The following is a 19,323-nucleotide window of genomic DNA, read 5'->3' on the forward strand; positions in this document are numbered from 1 at the left end:
CCCCTGCCCTCTTTGCCGCACACCGCGCCCCCGACTGGGGCCGCACCACCATCCCCCCCTCCCCCCCCTGGGTACCCGCCGCCCCCCCCTTTGGGGCACCCCCCCCCCCGCGGAGCGAGATCGTTCAGGCCCTGGACTGACCCCGGCGCAGCCCCAGTCCGACGAGGACGGCGGCGGCCAGGACGATCGCCGTGTCCAGGGCGAGGACCGTGTGGACGCCGGACAGGAGGTCCTGGGAGGTGGTGGCCAGGACGCCCAGCAGCGGGATGCCGACCGTGAGGCCCACCTGCTGGGTGGAGGTGACCAGGCCGGTGGCCAGGCCCTGTTCCTCGTCGGGGACGCCCGAGGTGACGGTGAGGCCGTAGGAGATGATCGCGCCCAGGTGGCACATGCTCGCCAGGGACACGGCGGCCGTGGCGAGCCAGACCGACCAGGTGTGGGCGTTCAGGAGCAGCAGCGTCGCCACCAGGGCGCCCTGGCCGGTCAGGGAGGCGACCAGGGTGCGGCCGGCGCCGATGCGGCCGATGACCTTCGGGGCGAGCGTGCCGGCCACGGCCGACAGCGCACCCTGGACGCCGAAGACCAGGCCCGTCTCGAAGGCCGACAAGTGCAGGATCTCCTGCAGGTACAGGGTCAGGACGAAGATCACCACCGACATCATCGAGAAGGTGACCAGGCCGCCCAGGTTGCCCCACGCCACCGTGCGGCGGCGCAGCATCGGGAGGGAGACGAGGGGCGCCGCCGAGCGGGACTCGATCAGCGTGAACGCGGTCAGCAGGAGGAGGCCGACGACCAGTGTCGTGATCACGTCGGCGCGGGCGAAGCCGTGGTCGGCGGCCGTGGACAGGGCGTAGATCAGGGACAGCAGGCCCGCGGTGACGGTGACCGCGCCGGGCACGTCCAGGCGCGGGCGGTCCGGGGTGCGGGACTCCGGCAGCAGGCCGGGGGCGAGCGGCAGCACGATGAACGCGAACACGGCCAGCAGGGCCATGGTGGAGCGCCAGCCGAGCACGTCGGTCAGGACACCGCCCGCGATCATGCCGACCGTGAAGCCCAGCGACAGCAGCGTGCCGGAGATGCCGAGGGCGCGGTCGCGGGCCGGGCCCTCCGGGAAGGTGGTGGTGAGCAGGGACATGCCGGTCGGCACGATCGCCGCTGCGGCGAGGCCCTGCAGGGCGCGCCCGGCGAGGAAGGACGCCGGGTCCCAGGCCAGGGTGGCGAGAAGTGAGGCCGCGCCGAACAGGGCGAGGCCGCCGAGGAAGAGCTTGCGGCGGCCGTACAGGTCGCCGACCCGCCCGAAGAGCAGCAGGAAGCCGCCGGACGGGAGCGCGAACGCGGTGACCGCCCACTGCAGGGCGGAGCGGCTCATGCCAAGGTCGCTGCCGAGTGCGGGCAGGGCCACGTTCAGGACGGAGAAGTCCAGGGCGACCATGAACTGGGCCGCGCACAGGACGAAGAGGACCAGCTTGTCGCGCGCGGACAGCCGGGGGTTGTTGTCGAGTGGTTCGCGCGTGGGTGTGGTCGGGGTGGTGGTGTCGATCGCCATGGCAAGAGCTTCGGGCGCCCGGAATAAGGGTGGGGAGTCGGAACTTATGGTGGTGCTGGCACCACCAGACACGACGGGGGAGGAGCGGTACGTGCCTGTTGCCCAGATGACGGGGAATCACCGGCGGACCGAGCTGCGCGAGTTCCTGATGAGCCGGCGGGCCCGGGTCAGTCCCGAACAGGCCGGTCTGCCGGTCGGCGGCGGCCGGCGCCGTACGCCCGGACTGCGCCGGGAGGAGGTCGCCGTGCTCGCCGGGGTGGGCGCCTCCTGGTACCAGTGGCTGGAGCAGGGCCGGGACATCTCCGTGTCCCCGCAGGTCCTCGACGCCGTCGCCCGGGTGCTGCGGCTGAGCAACGCGGAGCGGCGCCACCTGTACCTGCTGGCCGGGCTGAACCCGCCCGCGCCCGAAGTCGCGCCCGAGAAGCGGGACATGTGCGACGGGCTGCGGCGGCTGATCGACACCTGGATGCCGTATCCGGCGCACATCATGGACCGGTACTACAACTGCGTGATGTACAACGACGCGGCCGCGCTGGTCCTCGGCATGCGACCCGACAACACGCAGAACTGCCTCGTCGACTTCTTCACCGACCCGCTGTACCGGTCGCGGAGCAGGAGCTGGGAGAAGAACGCGCGCACGGTCGTCGCGCAGTTCCGGGCCGCGTGCGCGGCGCGGCCGGACGACGAGGGGTACCGGTCGGTGCTGGCCGAGGTGACCGAGGCGAGCGAGGAGTTCGCGGCGATGTGGGCCGAGCGGGACATCGAGGACCAGGGGCAGATCCGCAAGGAGCTGGACCATCCGCTGGCCGGGCTGCTGGTCGTCGAGTCGACGGTGCTGAAGGTGCCGGCCAGGCCCGATCTGTCGATCGTGCTGCACACTCCGCTGGACGAGGCGAACACCGCCGAGAAGCTGGAGTGGCTGGCCTCTCCGGAGGGCAGGCGGGGCACGATGTACCCCGTCGCGGGGTGAGCGGGCGGTGACTTCGTATGCTCGGGGCATGACCGAGAGCAACGCGCTGGACCCCGAGGACCGCAAGATCATCACCCTGGCCCGTTCCGCCCGGGCCCGCAACGCCGTGCCCGAGGGAGCGGCCGTACGGGACGAGACCGGACGTACGTATGTCGCCGGGTCGGTGGATCTTGCTTCGCTGAAGCTCAGTGCACTGCAGACCGCGGTGGCCATGGCCGTGGCGTCCGGTGCGCAGTCGCTGGAGGCGGCCGCCGTGGTGAGCGAGGCGGCGGGTGTCGCACCCGAGGACCGGGCGGCCGTGGCCGATCTGGGCGGGGCCGGGACGCCGGTGCTGCTCGCCGGACCGGACGGCGCCGTGAAGCTGACCGTCCCGGCGGGCGCCCCGGAGTAGTCCGTCCCGGCGGGGGCCCCTGGGTAGTCCGTCCCGGCAGGCATCCGGAGTAGTCCGGATTTCATCCTTGCCGTCGCCTGCCTCTCGCGCATCAATGGAACCGTAAGTTCCGACGACTCGTCAGATCCGCACCGCCGCCGCAGCGTGCCCGCACCCGCCTGCTTCGGCCTGCCGTTCGTCGGCGCACCTTCCGACCATCCCCACATGGCATCCCCCACAGGGAAGGGAAGCGGATCCCCATGAGAGGCAAGCGCACAGCAACAGGTGCGGCACTGGCCGCCGGCGCCCTCGCGGTCGCCGGGCTGGCCTTCGCGCCCACCGCGGCCGCCGTCACTCCCCAGACGGCGACCATCAACGCGAGCTGCGGCATCTTCGGCGGCGGCGCGGCCACGCTCACCGCCACCCAGAGCGGCACCTCGGCCACCATCACCCTCACCTCCACCGCGGTCAAGGCGCCGGTCGCGGTGGCGAAGGACTCGATCACCTCCAAGCTCACGCTGGTCAAGGCGAGCGGCGGCACCACCGTCTTCACCGGGACGAAGAACCCGGCCATGGCCGCCGGCGACCCGGTCAGTGCCGGCCCGCTCAGCGGCACCGTGGCCTCCGGCGACAGCCTGGAGGCATACGGTGGCTCGCTCCAGATGACGATCTTCGGGGTCAACGTGACCTGCACGGCGACCGGTAAGCAGTCCCCCGGTCCGTTCGTCTTCGACTGAGTCGTCAACTGAGTGATCTGTTCCGTTCTTCCGTGGATGCCGCAGAAACTGATGATCCGTCAGTTTTCTGCGGCATCTCCATTGACTTCTCACGCGGGCTCCACATCAATGCCCCCTGTCGGCGCAGATGAGCCGCTGCGCCCGCGACCCTCAGGAGGGGGCCCATGGGTTCGACACCCCGAAGATCCCGACGGTGGCGCTGGGCGTCACTGTTCGGGGCGACCGCTCTCGCGGTCACCGCGGGCGGCGCGCTGGCCGGTCCGGCCGGTGCCGCCGGTACGAACGTGGACTTCGCCACGCACTGCATCCCGCCCGCCGTCTCGGGCCTTCCGCCGATCGACGGCACCACCACCGCGAACGTGTCGGTGGACAACACCAGCCCGAAGGTCGGCGACACGGTCACCGTGACCTACACCGTGGTCGCGGCCGCCGCCGGCAACCCCACCGACCTGGCCCTGCCGGCCGACATCATGACCCCGACCGGCAAGGTCACCCTCGGCGGCGTCCAGACCGGTGACGTCACCGTCGCCGGACCGAAGAAGAACCCGCCGGTGCCGGGGAAGGCCACCTTCCCGTCCTTCTCCATGACCGGCACGTTCACCGTCACCAAGGCCGGCAAGATCACCCTCTCGCCGGGCGACTACAACATCCACACCAGCTACATCCTGGAGCTGGACACCCCCTGCACGGTCACCAACCCGCCCGCGCCGACCTCCGAGACGCTCACGGCGACGGACGGAACACCCACCAACACCCGTGCCATCTCGCTGGGTTCGGCCTCCGGGAACCCCGGCGCCGGTGTCACCGTCAACGGCAGCAACTTCACGCCGGGCGCGACGGTCACCCTGGCCGGGCGGGCCGGGTCCACCCAGACCGCGGACACCGCCACGGTGACCGCGAACGCCCAGGGCTCCTTCAGCGGTTCGCTGGTCGTCAACGACAAGACGACGACCGGGATCGTGGCCTACGAAGGCGGCTCCTGGAGCGCGGACAAGGGCGCGGGCCCCGCGGCCTACGTCGTCAACGACAACACGCCCGTCCCGCCCGGCAGCCAGAAGCTGACCACCACCGTCAAGGCGGGCACGCTGTCCATGTCCCAGGCCGGGGACGCCGTCGCGCTGTCGGCGGTCGACTTCGGCAAGGGCGGGGCCTCGACCGGATCCCTGCAGAAGGTGACCGTCAAGGACTTCCGCGGTGGTCCCGCGGGCTGGTCCCTGACCGGCAAGGTCACCGACTTCACCGGTCCCGGCGCCAAGATCGACGCGAGCAAGCTGAGCTGGACCCCCGCCTGCGCCACCAAGGCGGGCAGCCCCAGCACCTGCAAGGCCGGTTCGACGGGCACGGTGGGCACCTCGGGAGCGACCCTCGCGTCGACCCCCGACGCCACGCTCACCGGTGGTGAGTTCACCGTCGACGCCGGACTCTCCCTGGACGTACCGGCGTTCACGCCTCCGGGCTCGTACTCCGGCGTCCTGACCCTCACCCTCACCTGACCGAACCATCGAGAGCGGTGACCGGGCGCCCCGCCGCACCAGGGGGCCGCACCCGCCCGACCGCCCGAACCGAGCCCATGGGGGGTCCGCACCCATGCGCAAGCCGTACGTCCTCCTCCTGAGCCTCCTCGGCCTGTTCCTCGGGCCGGCGACCGCCCCCGCGCAGGCCGCCGACAACGGCAGCTGGTCCGTGTACCCGGTCGCCTCGAAGGTGGCCACGCGCCCCTACTTCTACCTGTCGGCCGACCCGGGCCAGACCCTCACCGACACAGTCGCCGTCGCCAACAAGACCGGCAGCCCGCTCACCTTCCGGCTGTACGCGGCCGACGCCTACAACACCGCGCGCGACGGCGGGTTCGCCGTCCGCACCCTGAAGGAACGCATGCGCGGAGTCGGCGCCTGGGCGAAGCCGGCCACGTCACGCGTCACCGTGCCCGGGCACAAGACCGTCACCGTGCCGTTCACGCTGCACGTGCCCCAGGGCGCCGAACCGGGCGACCACCCGGGCGCGATCGTCGCCCTCGACGAACAGGTGGACCCCGGCAGCGGCAGACTCGCGCTCGGTGTGCAGCGGGCCGTCGGCGCCCGCGTCTACCTCCGGGTCAGCGGGCCCACCCTGCCCGCGATCTCCGTCGAGCACGTGCACATCAGCCACCACCAGCCGCTCGTCCCCGGCCTCGGCGACAGCACGGCGACCATCGGCTACACCCTGCACAACACCGGGAACGTCACCCTCGACCCCAGGGTGGAGCTGAAGGCCCGCGGACTGTTCGGCCGTACGCTGCTCGACCGCGACCTGACCGGGATCCCGTCCGAGCTGCTGCCGGGACAGCGCGTGCGGCTCACCGAGGCCTGGCACGGCGCTCCCCAGCTCGACTGGGGCGACATCACGCTGACCGCGAGCGCGCACGACACCCGTCAGTCGGCGAGCGCCTCCTTCTTCGCCCTGCCGTGGCTGCTCGCCGTGCTGGTGTTCGCGGCCGGAGCGGTGACCGGGGTGCTGCTGGTCAGAGCGCGTCGGGGCCGCGCTCGCCGGTCCGCACGCGTACGACGGTCTCCACGGGCAGTGCCCAGACCTTCCCGTCCCCGATCTTCCCCGTCTGCGCGGCCCTGACGATCGCGTCGATCACGTCGTCCGCGACCGCGTCCTCGACCACGACCTCGATCCGCACCTTCGGCACCAGGTCGACCCGGTACTCGGCCCCCCGGTACACCTCGGTGTGGCCGCGCTGACGGCCGTACCCGCTCGCCTCGGTCACGGTCAGACCGTGCACGCCCAGCTCCTGCAGGGCGGTCTTGACCGCGTCCAGACGGTACGGCTTGACGATCGCGGTGATGAGCTTCATGCCTGGCTCTTGACCTTCTGGGCGGTGGGGACGACGGAGGAGGAGACCGGGGCGCCATGGCCCAGGACCCGGTGATGGTAAGCCGTCTCGGCGTGCACCGTAAGGTCCGAGCCGGGGTGCTCCTGCTTCCCGGGCAGGGCCCGAGGACCAGGCACATGCGTGCGTGGTGTGCCCCACTGGTGCGGCACGGCTCTGTGGATCAGGGAGAATGGTCGCCATGAGCGTGCGTACCCAGTCATCCGAGCAGCCGGCCGAGACCGTCCACCGCGCCGGCTTCGCCTGCTTCGTGGGCCGCCCCAACGCGGGCAAGTCCACCCTCACGAACGCTCTGGTCGGGCAGAAGGTGGCGATCACCGCGAACCAGCCGCAGACGACGCGGCACACGGTGCGCGGCATCGTGCACCGGCCCGACGCCCAGTTGATCCTGGTCGACACCCCGGGGCTGCACAAACCGCGCACCCTGCTCGGCGAGCGGCTCAACGACGTCGTACGGACGACGTGGGCCGAGGTCGACGTGATCGGCTTCTGCCTTCCGGCGAACGAGAAGATCGGCCCGGGCGACCGCTTCATCGCCAAGGAACTGGCCGGCATCCGGAAGACCCCGAAGGTCGCCATCGTCACCAAGACCGACCTGGTCGACTCCAAGACCCTCGCCGAGCAGCTGATCGCCATCGACCAGCTGGGCAAGGAGCTGGGCTTCGAGTGGGCGGAGATCGTCCCGGTGTCCGCGGTCGGCGACAAGCAGGTGGGCCTGCTGGCCGACCTGATCGTTCCGCTGCTGCCGGAGGGTCCGGCCCTCTACCCCGAGGGTGACCTCACGGACGAGCCCGAGCAGGTCATGATCGCGGAACTCATCCGCGAGGCCGCCCTGGAGGGTGTCCGGGACGAGCTGCCGCACTCCATCGCGGTGGTCGTGGAGGAGATGCTCCCGCGCGAGGACCGCCCGGCAGACCGTCCCCTCCTCGACATCCACGCCAACGTCTACATCGAGCGCCCGAGCCAGAAGGGCATCATCATCGGCCCCAAGGGCAAGCGCCTGAAGGAGGTCGGCATCAAGTCCCGCAAGCACATCGAGGCGCTGCTGGGCACGCCGGTCTTCCTCGACCTGCACGTGAAGGTGGCGAAGGACTGGCAGCGGGACCCGAAGCAGCTGCGCAGGCTGGGCTTCTGATTTCCCTGCCCACCGGCAAGCCTGGATGCAGACCGGTCAGACCGGGCGAGGCGACGGTCCCGTCAGCTGGCCGGTGGCTGTGAGGGCCAGGCGGGAGAACAGGGTGCCCGAGAAGCCGAACAACAGGGCCATGGCCAGGGCCAGGGGGCGGGTCGGTGCGGCCCAGGAGTTCTCCAGGAAGACCTGACCCAGGAGGTTCAGGTCCGGGTCGGCGAGCATACGCACGAGCAGCAGCCCGCCCACCGCGGCGAGGGCTCCGCCGACCGGGGCGAGCACCAGGACGCCCCAGGAGGACGGGCGTTGGGAGCGCAGGACGCCGATGACGGGGGAGAGGAAGCCGCCCAGCGCTCCGAGAAGCATCGTGGTCCGGTGGTCCAGCACCGAGCCGATCAACAGGATCGACCCCAGGCCGGTCATCGCCAGCCACAGTGCGATGCGCTGCTGTTCGTAGTCCCGTTCCGACGCGGTGTCCTCCAGGTCGTGGACGCGCTGCGCGGCGGTGAGCAGCAGCGCGCGGGCCTCGGGTGCCTGCGGGTCGGCGGCGGAGTCGGCGGCGAGTCTCGCGGCCAGGTCGCCGTCGGCGGGGTCGGAGGCGGCAGCCAGACGGAGCAGGAACCACTGGCGTTGCGCGTGGAACTCCGCGGCACTCTCCACGGACAGCAGCCGGCGTTCCGCGCTGTGCAGGACCCGCCAGGCGGCGGCGAGCTTCGACAGGGGTATCGCCAGCACGCCGAAGCGGGGGCTGAGCCGCCACACCACGGTGCCCGCCAGGTCAAGATCCTGAAGGCGGGTCAGCACGGCGCCGACGGTGGCCCCCTCCGCGGACCCCTCGGGACAGCCGGCGGCGAGTACCCCGGCTCTGGCCCGGCAGTCGCGCAGCCGGGCCTGCAGCTGACGGTAGCGCGGGGCGGCGATCAGGCCCCGGGTGGTGATGTGGACGACGAGCAGGTAGCAGGCGCACACCAGCACGAGTCCCGTACGACCGTCACGCACCTGACGTTCCTTCCCGTTCGCTGCTGCTCGTCCGGTCCTGGTCCGCGCCGTCCCGTGCCCGGTCCGGGTCTGTGCCCTCTCCCGGCGGCGGGGTCAGCACCGCTTGGAGCAGTGCGCCGAGCGCCGCGGCCTTGTCCGGGTGGGCGGTGAGGAGTGCGGCCACTTCGGTGGCGGCCCGCCGGCGGTCGGCCGGGGTGGGGGCCTGCTGCTCGGGGATGCGGGACAGGACGTCCAGCGGGGCCGGGGCTCCGGAGAGGACCTGCGCCGTGAGCCAGTGCACCGTGCCGGACCAGCCGGCGAAGAAGATGTTGGCCTCCAGGGTCGCCAGCCACTCCAGTGCCCTCGCGTCAGCGGTGTCCAGGGCCTTGGAGATGCGGTCCTGGAGGGCATGTGGCCTGCGCAGGAGATCGTAGGCGGGCTCGATGCCGTCCAGGGCGGCCAGTCCCAGGATGGCGCGGTGGTACTCGGCCACGCAGGCCGTCACCGAAGCGAGGGCCGCCATCTCGGTCAGGATCTGATCGGCCTCCGGGGTGAGGAGTTCCGCGGCATGGGCGGTCAGGTACGCGGCGGAGGCGGCCCAGTGGTCGGCCCAGCCGGTCGTCGCGTCGCCGCCGGTGAACCACCCGGCGACGGTCGTCCACAGCAACAGGGGCCGGTAGACGGTGTCCACCGGGGTGCCGGCCACGAGGCGCTCCAGGCGCTCCGCGCGCTCGCCTGCGGCCGGGTTCATCAGGGTCCATTCCCGTACGGCCCGTACGCACTCCTCCGTGAGCAGTTCGGGGTGGGCGAGCAGGAAGGCGCGGGACTCGGCGGGTGTCGGCGTGGTCAGCCACGACTCCGTCAACCGCAGTGCCGCCTCGCTCACGTTCAGCCAGTCCGGTGCCGCGCCGTTCTCCCCGCAGCGACGGGCCACGGTCTCCCGCAGCGGGGGATCGGCCTCCGCGGCTCGGCGCAGCAGACGGCGCGCCTCGAAGGTGACCTCCGGGTCGAGGTCGTCGTCGGTGCCGTACAGCAGGGGGCACAGCACGTCGACGACAGCCCCGGGGTCGCCGTTGCGCAGAAAGAGCGTGGCGAGGCCGCAGGTGAGCACCGAGGCGACATGGGTCTGTCCCCGGAAGGCCTCGATGATCTCCCGGTAGGGCGTGACGGCTTCCTCGGGCCGTCCGGCCGCCTTCAGATGGAGGGCGAGGTTGTTGAGCGCCGTGAGCAGGTCCAGGTGGGTGGCGGGGTCGGCCAGGGCGAGGTCGAGGCGGATCCGGACGACCTCGTCGGCGTGCGCCATGGCCTGTTCCGGCCGACCGGCCTCCGTCAGATCAACAGCCAGGTTGTTGAGTGCGGTGACCAGGTCGGGGAGATGGGCGGCAGGATTGGCCCGGCAGAGGGGGCGGAGGATCCCCAGGCACTCTTCCAGGCACTGCACGGCCGCTTCCGAGCGTCCGGTGTCCGACAGATGCCTGCCGAGGTTGCCCAGCGCCGTGGCGAGGGCCGGGAGATACACGGCAGGGCTGGACCGGACCAGCTCGCGGTAGATGCCGACGGCATCCTCCGCCACCGTCACGGCCTCGTCGTACCGTGCGGCTTCCGCCAGTTGGCCGGAGAGTTTGTGCAGGGAGTCCGCCAGACCGGCCCGGTGGACGGCGGGGTTGGTGCGGGCGAGGTCACGGTGGATGGCGACGGCTTCCTCGGCGAGTCGCAGGGCGAGGTCGGGGGACTCGGGCGGCAGGACGGCGGTGAGGGTGGTGAGAGCGGTCGCCAGTTCAGGGAGATGCGCGCCGGGGTTGGCCGCGACGAGCTGCCGACGGATGTATACGGACTGGGCGGCCGGCGCCACGGCTTCGGCATCCCGCCCGGCCTCCGCCAGGCGCACGGCGAGCGTACGGAGGGACGAGGCCAGGTCGGGGCCGTGGGCGGAGAGGGACGTCCGGGCCTGCGCGGAGCGGATCCGGACGGACTGCCAGGCCGAAGCCACGGCCTCTTCGTGCCGCCCGACGTCCGCGAGGCGGTCGGCGAACTGGCCGAGCGAGTCCGCGAGGTCGCCCCGGTGGGCGGTGGGGTCGGCCACGGCCAGCTCGTGATGCAGCCTCACCCCCTCTTCGGCGACGGCGAGGGCCTCGTCGTGCCGCCCGTCGGCAGCCAGGTACCTGGCGAGGCGGTCCAGGGCGCTCGCCAGGGCGGGGCGGTGGGCGGCGGGGCTGGTCTCGGAGAGGTCGCGATGGAGGGCCACCGCCTCCTGAGAGAGCACCAGCGCCTCCCGGTGCCGGTCGAACTCCGTCAGGTGGGCGGCCAGGTTGCCCAGTGACAGGGCCAGGGCGGGGCGGTGGGCGGCGGGGCTGGTCGCGGCGAGCTCGCGGTAGCAGGCGGTGGCCTCTTCGGCCAGGTCCAGGGCCTCCTCGTGGCGCCCGGCGTCCACGAACTGGGCGGCGAGGTTGGACAGGGCCGCGGCCAGCTCGGGGCGGTGTGCCGTCAGATTCTTCCGGGCGAGTTCCCGGTAGAGGTCGGTGCCCTCCTGCAACGCGTCGAGGGCCGCATCGTGCCTGCCCATCCGCGCGCGCCGCAGGCCCAGGTTGACGAGGGTCCCGGCCAGCCCCGGACGGTGGACGTCGGGCCCGGTCCGGGACAGCTCGCGGTAGAGGCCGAGGGCCTCTTCGGCCAGGTCCAGTGCCTCGTCGTGGCGTTCGGCCTCCGCCAGCAGGTTGGCCAGGCTGTTCAGGGAGTTCGCCAGATTGGCGCGGTGGGCGGCGGGGCTGTCCGCGGAGAGCTCCCGGCAGATGTGAACGGACTCCTGCGCCGCGGCCGTGGCCGCTTCCCGCTGCCCGTTCTCTGCCAGCAGCAGGGAGAGGATGTTCAGCGACGTGGCGAGTCGAGGCCGGAGAGCCGGATCGCCGAGGACGAGTTCGCGGTGGAGGGCGACGGCCTCCACGCCCATGTGCAGGGCCTTCTCTCCCTGCCCCTCCCGGTGGCCCAGGCGCAACGCGAGCGCCGTCAACGCCACTGCGAGCGGCGGGAGATAGGCCGCCGAGTTCGCCCCGGCCAGCTCCCGCAGCGCCCCGACCCCTGCCTCCCCCGCGACCACCGCGTGCTCGGGCAGGTGCTCTCCCAGATAGGCGTTCGCGTCCTCGGGCCGCCGCCCGCCCCCGGTCTGACGCAGCGTGAGCGCCACGAGCGCCCGTACGATCGCCAGCTCGCTGGGCGGACTCTCCCGGTTCCGCCGGGCATCCGCGTCCCGCAGATACGCCACCAGCTCACGGTGGTACAGCCGGTACACCGCCTGCTCCCCGTCGCTGTCCTCGACGATGTACCGGCCGTAGTGCGCCAGCACCCAGTCGATGTCCTCGGGCCCGTACGACGTGCCCTCCCGGCTGACGGCCTCCGCCGCCGCCTGCCACACACCGTGCGCGGGCATGCCGGTGCCGGCGGCCCAGGCGAGGGCGGTCAGCAGGTCGCCCGCCGCGTGGGGCAGGAAGCCATCGTCGCGGTGGCGTACGGCGCCGGCCGCGAGGTCCTGGGCGAGCGCGTCGCCGATGCCGTCCGGGATCCGGTCGCGCCAGGGGCGGTCCGGGTCCGCGGACAGGCCGCGGGCGAGGGCCGAGGCGACGATGCGGGCGAAGAGGAAGCCGCCGCGGCCGCGGGCGGCGCGGCCGGCCAGTTCTGCGGCGATCTCGGCGGCGGTGCCGACGGGCACACCGTCGGCGTCGAGCCGTTTGCGCACGTAGGCCGCGATGTCCTCGGTGGTGTCGGGCTCCTCGTCCAGGTCGACGACCCGGACCGTGGCCCCGGCGGCGCGGGTCAGGGCCGCACCGAGCGTCTCGCCGGACTCGGCGTGCGGCTGGAAGGGCCGGTCCCGGGAGGCCAGCAGGACGGTGCACAGCCGGCTCAGCGGGACCAGGAGCTGCTCGGCGATCGGGCCGGCCTGGTCCGGCGCGGCCTCGTCCAGGCCGTCCAGGACCAGGACGTGCCGGCGGGCCCCCGCATGCTCCAGGCCCTCCAGCTCGGCGATCAGGCCGGCCGGTGTCTCGGGCGCGGGCAGGCCCAGTTTCTCCGCGAGCGCCTCGGCCAGGCCCTGCACGCTCATGCCCCGCAGGTGCAGTGCCGCGTCGACGCTGTTCTTCCCGGGGTCGGGTTCGCCGGGGGCGGGGCGCGCGTGGAGGAAGATCTCCCGGCGTTCCTCCGGGTGCGAGAGGGCGGCGATGCGGCCCGCGACGGCGGACTTCCCGCAGCCCGCGCTCCCCATCAGCAGCAGCATGCCCGCCCGGCCCTCGGCGAGCCACTGGGTGATCTCCCCGAGAAGGCGTCTGCGGCCGGTGAAGAACCAGCCCTCCTCCGTCGGGTCGATGCCCCTCGCCGCGAGGACCAGGTGTTCCACCAGCGCCTCACCGGCGTGCGGGCGCCACAGCGGGTTGCGGAAGACCGGCTCGGGACGGCCCGCCTGGGCCAGCACGGGCACCTGCCCGTCCTCCGACCAGTCCGCCATGACGGCCAGAGCCAGGGTGTGGCCGCTGACGCCCTTGTTGCGCACGCTCCACTCGTGCCGGTACCGGCCCTCCTGGGTGGGGCCGTGCCGGAGCGTGCGCAGTACGGTCTCCAGCAGCACCCCTCTGCCGCCCTCGGCCTCTTCCTCCTCCTGGCAGGCCGCGAGCGCACCCAGCCACGCCCGGCGCGGTGCGGGCAGGGTCTGCTCGGCCATGGTGTTCAGCGCCTCCTGCACGGCGGCGCGCGCGCCGGCTCCGGCATGGCAGGTGTCCAGGAGGACGAGGATCTGGTCGGCACCGCTCTCCAGGGCTCTTCTGGCGAATTCTTCCGCGGTGAGGTACTCGTCCGTGCCCGGCCGGTGCCCTGCCTCGCGGCTGATCAGCCGGAGCTCCCCCCGGCACATGAGACCGTGTCCGGACCAGGCGACCACGGCCGGACCGTGTTCCCCCGCCGCGGCCCAGCCGTCGGCCCAGGCGCGCAGGCGGGTGCGCAGACCGGCCTGGTCCGGGTTGGTCAGCAGGGCCGGGCGATAGCCGAACGCCCGTAGCACATCGGCCAGTTCGGTCACCTGCTCCACGGCGCCGTCGAGCGGTGTGTAGCGCGGATCGTCGTAGGCGTCGTACACGACGGCCAGGAACGACCCGTCGCCGCACGTGCTGTTCACCTGTTGCATACGTCGTCGTCCTCGTCGTCGCCGATCAGCGCGAGAGCCGTCACAGCGCCCGACGCCGTGTCCCCCGCCGCGTGCACCGACACGCGGTACGCCCCCGGTGCCAGGCCGGCGAACTGCCCGGCATAGCGGCCGCCGCCGAGATTGCGCAGGGTGCGGCGGCGCGGGATGCCGTCCGGTCCGGTCAGCTCGGCGCGGACGGCGAGTGCGTCCGCCCCGGCCCGGTCGTCCACGGCCTGAACCGCCACCGGCAGGGGTTCACCGGCGGGCAGCTGCTCCGGGATCCGGACGCTCAGCGGATACGCGGGATCCGCACCGCGGTAGACGCGCGGTGCCGGCGCCAGCAGACCGAACAGGCCCTCCCGTACGCCCGCATGGGTTTTGAGCGCGCCGTGGGTCGCGAAGGCCTGCCGGGCGGTCTCGCTGTCCAGGGCGACCTCGGCGGGGAACGCGGCGAACCGCGGCACCCGCCCGTCACCGCCCTCGTCCGTGCCCTTGATGGTGTCCCGCAGCCGCAGCCGTTCCCCCTCCAGTGCCGCGGTGGTCGGCGTGGGCTGCCGTACCCCCGCCACGGGCAGGCACAGGCGGTCGCTGCCGCCCCTCCGGACCCGTGCCAGGGCGGCGTCGCGGATGTCCTCGTGGAACTTCGCGGCGTCCTTGAGGAGTTCGGGGTCCACTCCGGGCAGACCTCCGGCGACCTCCGGCGGCTTCAGCAGTCCGCGGGGGCCGTCCAGGCAGGCGTAGTCGGGGACGAGCTGGTGCAGGGACGGGAGGCTGCGGGCGAAGCCCGTCAGCAGGCCCACCCGTGGCCCACCGCGGCCGAGGCGGTGGCCGCTCACCAGCGAGTCCAGCGCACCGATCGACCCCCGGTGCGGGGTGCCCAGGGTGATCAGCCGGCGGGTGACCTCGGCGCCGCCCAGGCACTCGACGTAGTAGCGGCCCACCAGGCCGCCCATGGAGTGGCAGATCAGCCGCACCCGCGCGTCGGCGCGCCCGGGGGCCGACGCCTGCCAGCGGCCCAGCGCCTCGTCGATACGGCGGGCCAGGAGCCGGGCGTTGTGGCGGCACGACAGACGCCAGTCGTAGGCGAACTCCACCAGGTTCGCGGCCGGCTCCAACGTGAAGCCGCCCCGCAGCCAGTCGAGCAGGGTGTCGTAGCCGTCGGTGAGGGGCCAGACCCCGGGTAACGCGTGCAGGGACCGGACCAGGCCCAGCGGTACGACACCGTCTCCGGGGTGGTCGTCGCCGACGTCCTTCGGAAGGGCGAGTTCCCTCACCGAACCGGCGAACGTCCTGACGGCCTGCCAGACCGCACCCGGCGACGGCCCCCACACCTCACGTCCCGCGAGCCCCAGACGGCTGCCCATGATGCCTGGGACGACCACCACCAAGTCCTCGACCGACTCGCGCCGCATCGCGTGATACCCCCCGGATTTCACCGTGCGCACTGTTTAGCAGCACGGTGATGCCCGAGGGAGCCATATGGACAAACAGCGACAAGGGAGTGATGTGCGGGCAGCCGACGCGGGACGCCGGCGCCCTTCAGGGCCTCACTCCACGCCCCGGATGCGGCCCACCAGCACCGCCCCCGCCAGCCCGATCACCGCCGCCACCAGGTACAGCACCCGGTAGCCGCCGAAGTACGTCACGATCGGCGCGGCGAGGGCGGGGGCCGCCACTTGCGGCAGGGCGTTGGCCACGTTGATCACGCCCAGGTCCTTGCCCCGGTCCAGCGCCTTCGGCAGGACGTCCGTCATCAGCGCGAAGTCGACCGAGGTGAACACGCCGAAGCCGACCCCGAGGACCGCGGAGGCGACGATCGCGCCCGGCCAGGTCTGCCAGCCGGACAGGGCCGCCGTGGCCACCGCCATCAGCACGCCCGACCACACCACGAACGGCTTGCGGCGGCCGACCCGGTCCGACCACACCCCGCCCACCACGACCGTCATCATCAGCGTCAGGCTGTTGACCGCGGTCAGGATCAGGACGCCCTGGTCGGGGTCGGCGTAGTGCAGGCGGTCGCGCAGGTAGTAGAGCAGATACAGCAGCACCAGCGAGTTGCTGAGGTTGATCAGGAAGCGGGTCAGCCAGGCCCAGCCCAGGTCGGGGTGGCGGCGTGGGCTCAGCCAGAAGGACGTCAGGAAGCCGCGCCACGACCAGGGCGGGCGGTCCTCCGGCGGCAGGCGCAGGTCCTCGTGGCGCAGGACGTACGGCAGAACGCCCACCAGCGTGAACACCGCGCAGGCCACGTATCCGGCGCCGATCCCTCCCGCCGCCGTCGCCAGGCCGGTCCCGCCGACCACGCCCAGGATCTGCGCCGCCCCCAACCAGCCGCCCACCGCGCCGCGTTGGAGCCGCGGCACCCGGTCCGGCACGGCCGCGGTCACCGCCGCGAAGGCCGCGTTGAGGGTGAGCTGCACCAGGCACCAGCCCAGCGTCATCGTCCACAGCCCGCCCGCGCCCGCGAGCAGCAGGAGGGAGAGCGCGCCGCCCGCCGTGCCGGCCACGATCCAGGGGGTACGGCGGCCCCGGCGGGCCGTCGTCCGGTCCGACAGGGCGCCGAAGAACGGGTTCGCGAGGAGTGAGACCACCGCGCCCGCTCCCGTCACCCACGCCAGCAGCGTCTCCTTCGCCATCCCGGAGCCGGGCGCGAAGTCCCCTGCCTGGGAGGCGAGCAGGATCTGCAGCGGGCCGAACCAGCCCACCCAGATCGCCCCGTTGGCCAGGGACAGCGCCGCCGTCCAGCCCCGGCCGACCCGCTCGACCGGCTCGGCCAGCGCGCTCGGCGGACCCACCGTCGTCATCTCTGGGCCCGCAGCACGTCCCGGAACCAGTGGTAGGAGGCCTTCGGGGTGCGCCGCTGGGTCGCGTAGTCGACGTGGACGAGACCGAAGCGGCGCGCGTAGCCCTCCGCCCACTCGAAGTTGTCCATCAGCGACCACACGAAGTAGCCGCGCACGTCCACTCCGGACTCCAGCGCCGCGTGCAGCGCGCGGACATGGCCGTCCAGGTAGGCGATCCGGTCCTGGTCGTCGATGCCCTCGTACGAGCAGCCGTTCTCGGTGATGACGATCGGCGGGAGCCGGTCGCCGTAGCGGTCGCGGAAGCCGGTCAGCAGCTCCGTCAGGCCCTCGGGGACGACCGGCCAGCCGAAGTCCGTCACCGGCCGGTCCTCGATCTCCCGGACGGAGAAGGGGAGTTCGGCCGGCATGGTCAGGCCGCCGAACTCGATCTCGGTGCCCTGCGGGGCGCCCACCCGGGTCGGCGCGTAGTAGTTGATGCCGTACCAGTCGACCGGTTCGGAGATGACCTTCAGGTCGGACTCCACATCGCCGGGCATCAGGTCGCCGATGCCCTCCGGGTAGGCGCCCAGGACGACCGGCTCCGCGAACAGGCGGTTCAGGAGGATGTCGTAGAAGCCCGCCGCCTCCAGATCCGCCTGCTCCTCGGAGGCGGGCCAGGTCGGGCCGTGGGAGTTGGCGATGCCGATGTCCGTCGCCCCGGCCGCGCGCAGAGCCCGTACCGCGAGACCGTGGGCGAGGAGCTGGTGGTGGGCGACCGGGAGCGCGTCGAACAGGAGCTGCCTGCCGGGGGCGTGGGCGCCCAGGGCGTGGCCCAGCAGGGTGTGCTCGGCGGGCTCGTTCAGGGTGATCCACTTGCTGACGCGATCACCGAGGCGCTCGGCCACCACGGACACGTACTCGGCGAACCGGGCCGCCGTGTCCCGCTCCAGCCAGTCCAGCGAGGCGGGCAGGTCCCAGTGGAAGAGGGTGGGCACCGGGCGCACGCCCGCCGCGCACAGCTCGTCCACCAGACGGTCGTAGAAGTCCAGGCCGCCGGGGGAGTTCACGCGCGGCCAGGAGACGGAGAAGCGGTACGCGTCCACGCCGAGGCCGGCCAGGAGGGCCACGTCCTCCCGGTAGCGGTGGTAGTGGTCGCAGGCCACCGCGGCCGTCGAGCCGTCCTTCACCCGCCCCGGCTCGGCCGTGAACACGTCCCACACGGACGCCTCGCGCGCGTCGGCCGCGCCCTCGATCTGGTGCGCGGAGGTCGAGACACCCCACAGGAAGCCGGCCGGGAAGCGGCGGATCGGATTGCCTGCATCAGTCGCCATGGCCGGGATCATCCTTACCCCCGGTAACGGAAGTCAACGCCCCGGCGTGAAACCGCGCCTACGCACCTTCCTTCAGGACCCGCGAGATCAACTCCCGCTGGTCCGCGGTCAGTCGGGGATCGGCCGCGTACACCGTCCGGCCGTCCACCGTGATCTCGTAGCTGAAGCCGTCCGGGACCCCGGCCGGGCGCGTGCCCCGGCCGGACGCGAGGGCGCGTTCGGCCAGGGCGTGCCACTCGGCGGCGTCGGGCCGGCCCGAGGTGTCCACCTCGGCCCGGCGCTCGATGCCTGCGAAACCGCCCGTGCGCCGCACTTGGATACGCATGGGTCACTGTCTAGTACGGAACTACTGCGTCCGCACCCCTACCTGGTCCCACGCCTTCTGCACGGCCTCGAGTTCGTCGCCGGCGCCGTACCGCTCGCGGGCCGCCTTGACGGTGAGCGTGGCGAAGTCGGTGAAGTGGGCGTTCTGCTTCAGGCGACCGCTCGTCAATACGTCGTACCAGATCTGCCCGGCCTTCTCCCAGGCGTTGCCGCCGATGGCCGTGGCGACCAGGTAGAAGGCGTGGTTCGGGATGCCCGAGTTGATGTGCACGCCGCCGTTGTCGCGGTCGGTGCGCACATAGGCGTCCATGGTCGCGGGCTGCGGGTCCCTGCCGAGGACGTCGTCGTCGTAGGCGGTGCCCGGCGCCTTCATCGAGCGCAGGGCGGTGCCGGTGACGCGCGGGGCGAGCAGTCCCGCGCCGATCAGCCAGTCGGCCTCGGCGGCACTCTGGCCGAGCGAGTACTGCTTGATCAGCGAGCCGAAGACATCGGACACCGACTCGTTGAGCGCGCCGGACTGGCCGTAGTAGGCCAGGTTGGCGGTGTGCTGGGTGACGCCGTGGGTCAGTTCGTGGCCGATGACGTCCACCGGGATGGTGAAGTCCAGGAAGATCTCGTTGTCGCCGTCGCCGAACACCATCTGCTCGCCGTTCCAGAAGGCGTTGTCGTAGTCGGTGCCGAAGTGCACGCTCGCGTCCAGCGGCAGGCCCTCGCCGTCGATGGAGTTGCGGCCGTACACCTTCAGGTACAGCTCGAAGGTGGCGCCGAGGCCCGCGTAGGCGCGGTTGACCGTGGCGTCCTGCCCGGGCTCGGAGCCCTCCTCGCGGACCTTGGCGCCGGGCAGGTCCTGCTGGTGCTCCGCGTCGTAGATGGTGCGGTGCGGCTGGTCGGCCGGCGCTCCGGCGGGCGGGGCGACGGACGGCGCGCCGATCACCGTGGTCAGCCGGCGGCGGGTGCGCTGGGCGGAGTCGTGCTCCAGGGACCGGCGGGCCGGGCGGGAGAGCGCGGGGTCCTCGTGCTGCGCGAGCTTTTCGAGGACGTGCGGCGGCACAATCGTGCAGAAGACGGGCTGGAAGCCCCCGTTGGTCGTCATGCCCGGCACCCTTGCACTGAGTCACA

At 72.5% G+C, this 19,323-nt stretch carries 15 protein-coding genes; 6 read left to right on the forward strand and 9 right to left on the reverse strand.

Annotation, left to right across the window (positions count from 1 at the left end; genetic code table 11):
• Positions 1-124: 124 nt before the first annotated feature.
• Entirely contained in the window at positions 125-1,546 is a 1,422-nt protein-coding gene (locus tag ACZ5DS_RS40905; protein WP_468249158.1) for an MFS transporter, read from the reverse strand.
• A 106-nt stretch (positions 1,547-1,652) separates the two neighbouring features.
• On the opposite strand from ACZ5DS_RS40905, the gene ACZ5DS_RS40910 reads away from it, so the two are divergent.
• The 5 genes from ACZ5DS_RS40910 (at position 1,653) to ACZ5DS_RS40930 (ending at position 6,230) form a co-directional block, all read left to right on the forward strand.
• Positions 1,653-2,516 carry a helix-turn-helix transcriptional regulator gene (locus tag ACZ5DS_RS40910; RefSeq protein WP_468249224.1) on the forward strand — a complete coding sequence of 288 codons (864 nt, stop codon included), beginning with the start codon at positions 1,653-1,655 and terminating at the stop codon, positions 2,514-2,516.
• Positions 2,517-2,544: 28 nt separating this feature from the next.
• Positions 2,545-2,907 carry a cytidine deaminase gene (locus tag ACZ5DS_RS40915; protein ID WP_468249161.1) on the forward strand — a complete coding sequence of 121 codons (363 nt, stop codon included), beginning with the start codon at positions 2,545-2,547 and terminating at the stop codon, positions 2,905-2,907.
• Between the two features lie 239 nt (positions 2,908-3,146).
• Positions 3,147-3,623: a hypothetical protein gene (locus tag ACZ5DS_RS40920; protein ID WP_468249164.1), complete on the forward strand. Its 477-nt coding sequence runs from the start codon at positions 3,147-3,149 to the stop codon at positions 3,621-3,623.
• 164 nt (positions 3,624-3,787) lie between these two features.
• Positions 3,788-5,116, forward strand: coding sequence for a WxL domain-containing protein (locus ACZ5DS_RS40925; RefSeq protein ID WP_468249166.1), 1,329 nt, complete (start codon positions 3,788-3,790; stop codon positions 5,114-5,116).
• Between the two features lie 94 nt (positions 5,117-5,210).
• Positions 5,211-6,230: a DUF916 domain-containing protein gene (locus ACZ5DS_RS40930; protein ID WP_468249169.1), complete on the forward strand. Its 1,020-nt coding sequence runs from the start codon at positions 5,211-5,213 to the stop codon at positions 6,228-6,230.
• Here ACZ5DS_RS40930 and ACZ5DS_RS40935 read toward each other — a convergent pair.
• Positions 6,124-6,462, reverse strand: a complete 339-nt coding sequence (locus ACZ5DS_RS40935) for a P-II family nitrogen regulator (protein ID WP_468249171.1) — start codon at positions 6,460-6,462, stop codon at positions 6,124-6,126. The two genes, ACZ5DS_RS40930 and ACZ5DS_RS40935, sit on opposite strands and share 107 nt — an antisense overlap.
• Positions 6,463-6,679: 217 nt before the next feature.
• Here ACZ5DS_RS40935 and era point away from each other — a divergent pair, with 217 nt between their 5' ends.
• Entirely contained in the window at positions 6,680-7,633 is a 954-nt protein-coding gene (gene era / locus ACZ5DS_RS40940; protein ID WP_468249174.1) for a GTPase Era, read from the forward strand.
• Positions 7,634-7,669: 36 nt separating this feature from the next.
• Here era and ACZ5DS_RS40945 read toward each other — a convergent pair whose 3' ends face one another.
• The 7 genes from ACZ5DS_RS40945 to ACZ5DS_RS40975 form a co-directional block, all read right to left on the reverse strand.
• Positions 7,670-8,626, reverse strand: a complete 957-nt coding sequence (locus ACZ5DS_RS40945; protein ID WP_468249176.1) for a hypothetical protein — start codon at positions 8,624-8,626, stop codon at positions 7,670-7,672.
• Positions 8,619-13,769, reverse strand: coding sequence for a tetratricopeptide repeat protein (locus ACZ5DS_RS40950; RefSeq protein ID WP_468249178.1), 5,151 nt, complete (start codon positions 13,767-13,769; stop codon positions 8,619-8,621). The genes ACZ5DS_RS40945 and ACZ5DS_RS40950 overlap by 8 nt, the downstream gene beginning before the upstream one ends.
• On the reverse strand, positions 13,757-15,205 hold the full coding sequence (locus tag ACZ5DS_RS40955; protein ID WP_468249180.1) for an esterase/lipase family protein: 1,449 nt from the start codon (positions 15,203-15,205) through the stop codon (positions 13,757-13,759). The genes ACZ5DS_RS40950 and ACZ5DS_RS40955 overlap by 13 nt, the downstream gene beginning before the upstream one ends.
• 111 nt (positions 15,206-15,316) lie before the next feature.
• Positions 15,317-16,570 (reverse strand): MFS transporter, encoded by a 1,254-nt coding sequence (locus ACZ5DS_RS40960; RefSeq protein ID WP_468249183.1) that lies wholly within the window; start codon positions 16,568-16,570, stop codon positions 15,317-15,319.
• Positions 16,567-17,880, reverse strand: coding sequence for a GH1 family beta-glucosidase (locus ACZ5DS_RS40965; protein WP_468249185.1), 1,314 nt, complete (start codon positions 17,878-17,880; stop codon positions 16,567-16,569). The genes ACZ5DS_RS40960 and ACZ5DS_RS40965 overlap by 4 nt, the downstream gene beginning before the upstream one ends.
• Before the next feature lie 58 nt (positions 17,881-17,938).
• On the reverse strand, positions 17,939-18,205 hold the full coding sequence (locus ACZ5DS_RS40970; protein WP_468249188.1) for a protealysin inhibitor emfourin: 267 nt from the start codon (positions 18,203-18,205) through the stop codon (positions 17,939-17,941).
• A 21-nt stretch (positions 18,206-18,226) separates the two neighbouring features.
• A complete protein-coding gene (locus ACZ5DS_RS40975; RefSeq protein ID WP_468249191.1) occupies positions 18,227-19,297 on the reverse strand; it encodes a M4 family metallopeptidase in 1,071 nt (356 codons plus the stop codon).
• Between the last annotated feature and the right edge of the window lie 26 nt (positions 19,298-19,323).

Source organism: Streptomyces sp. NPDC031100, assembly GCF_055570785.1.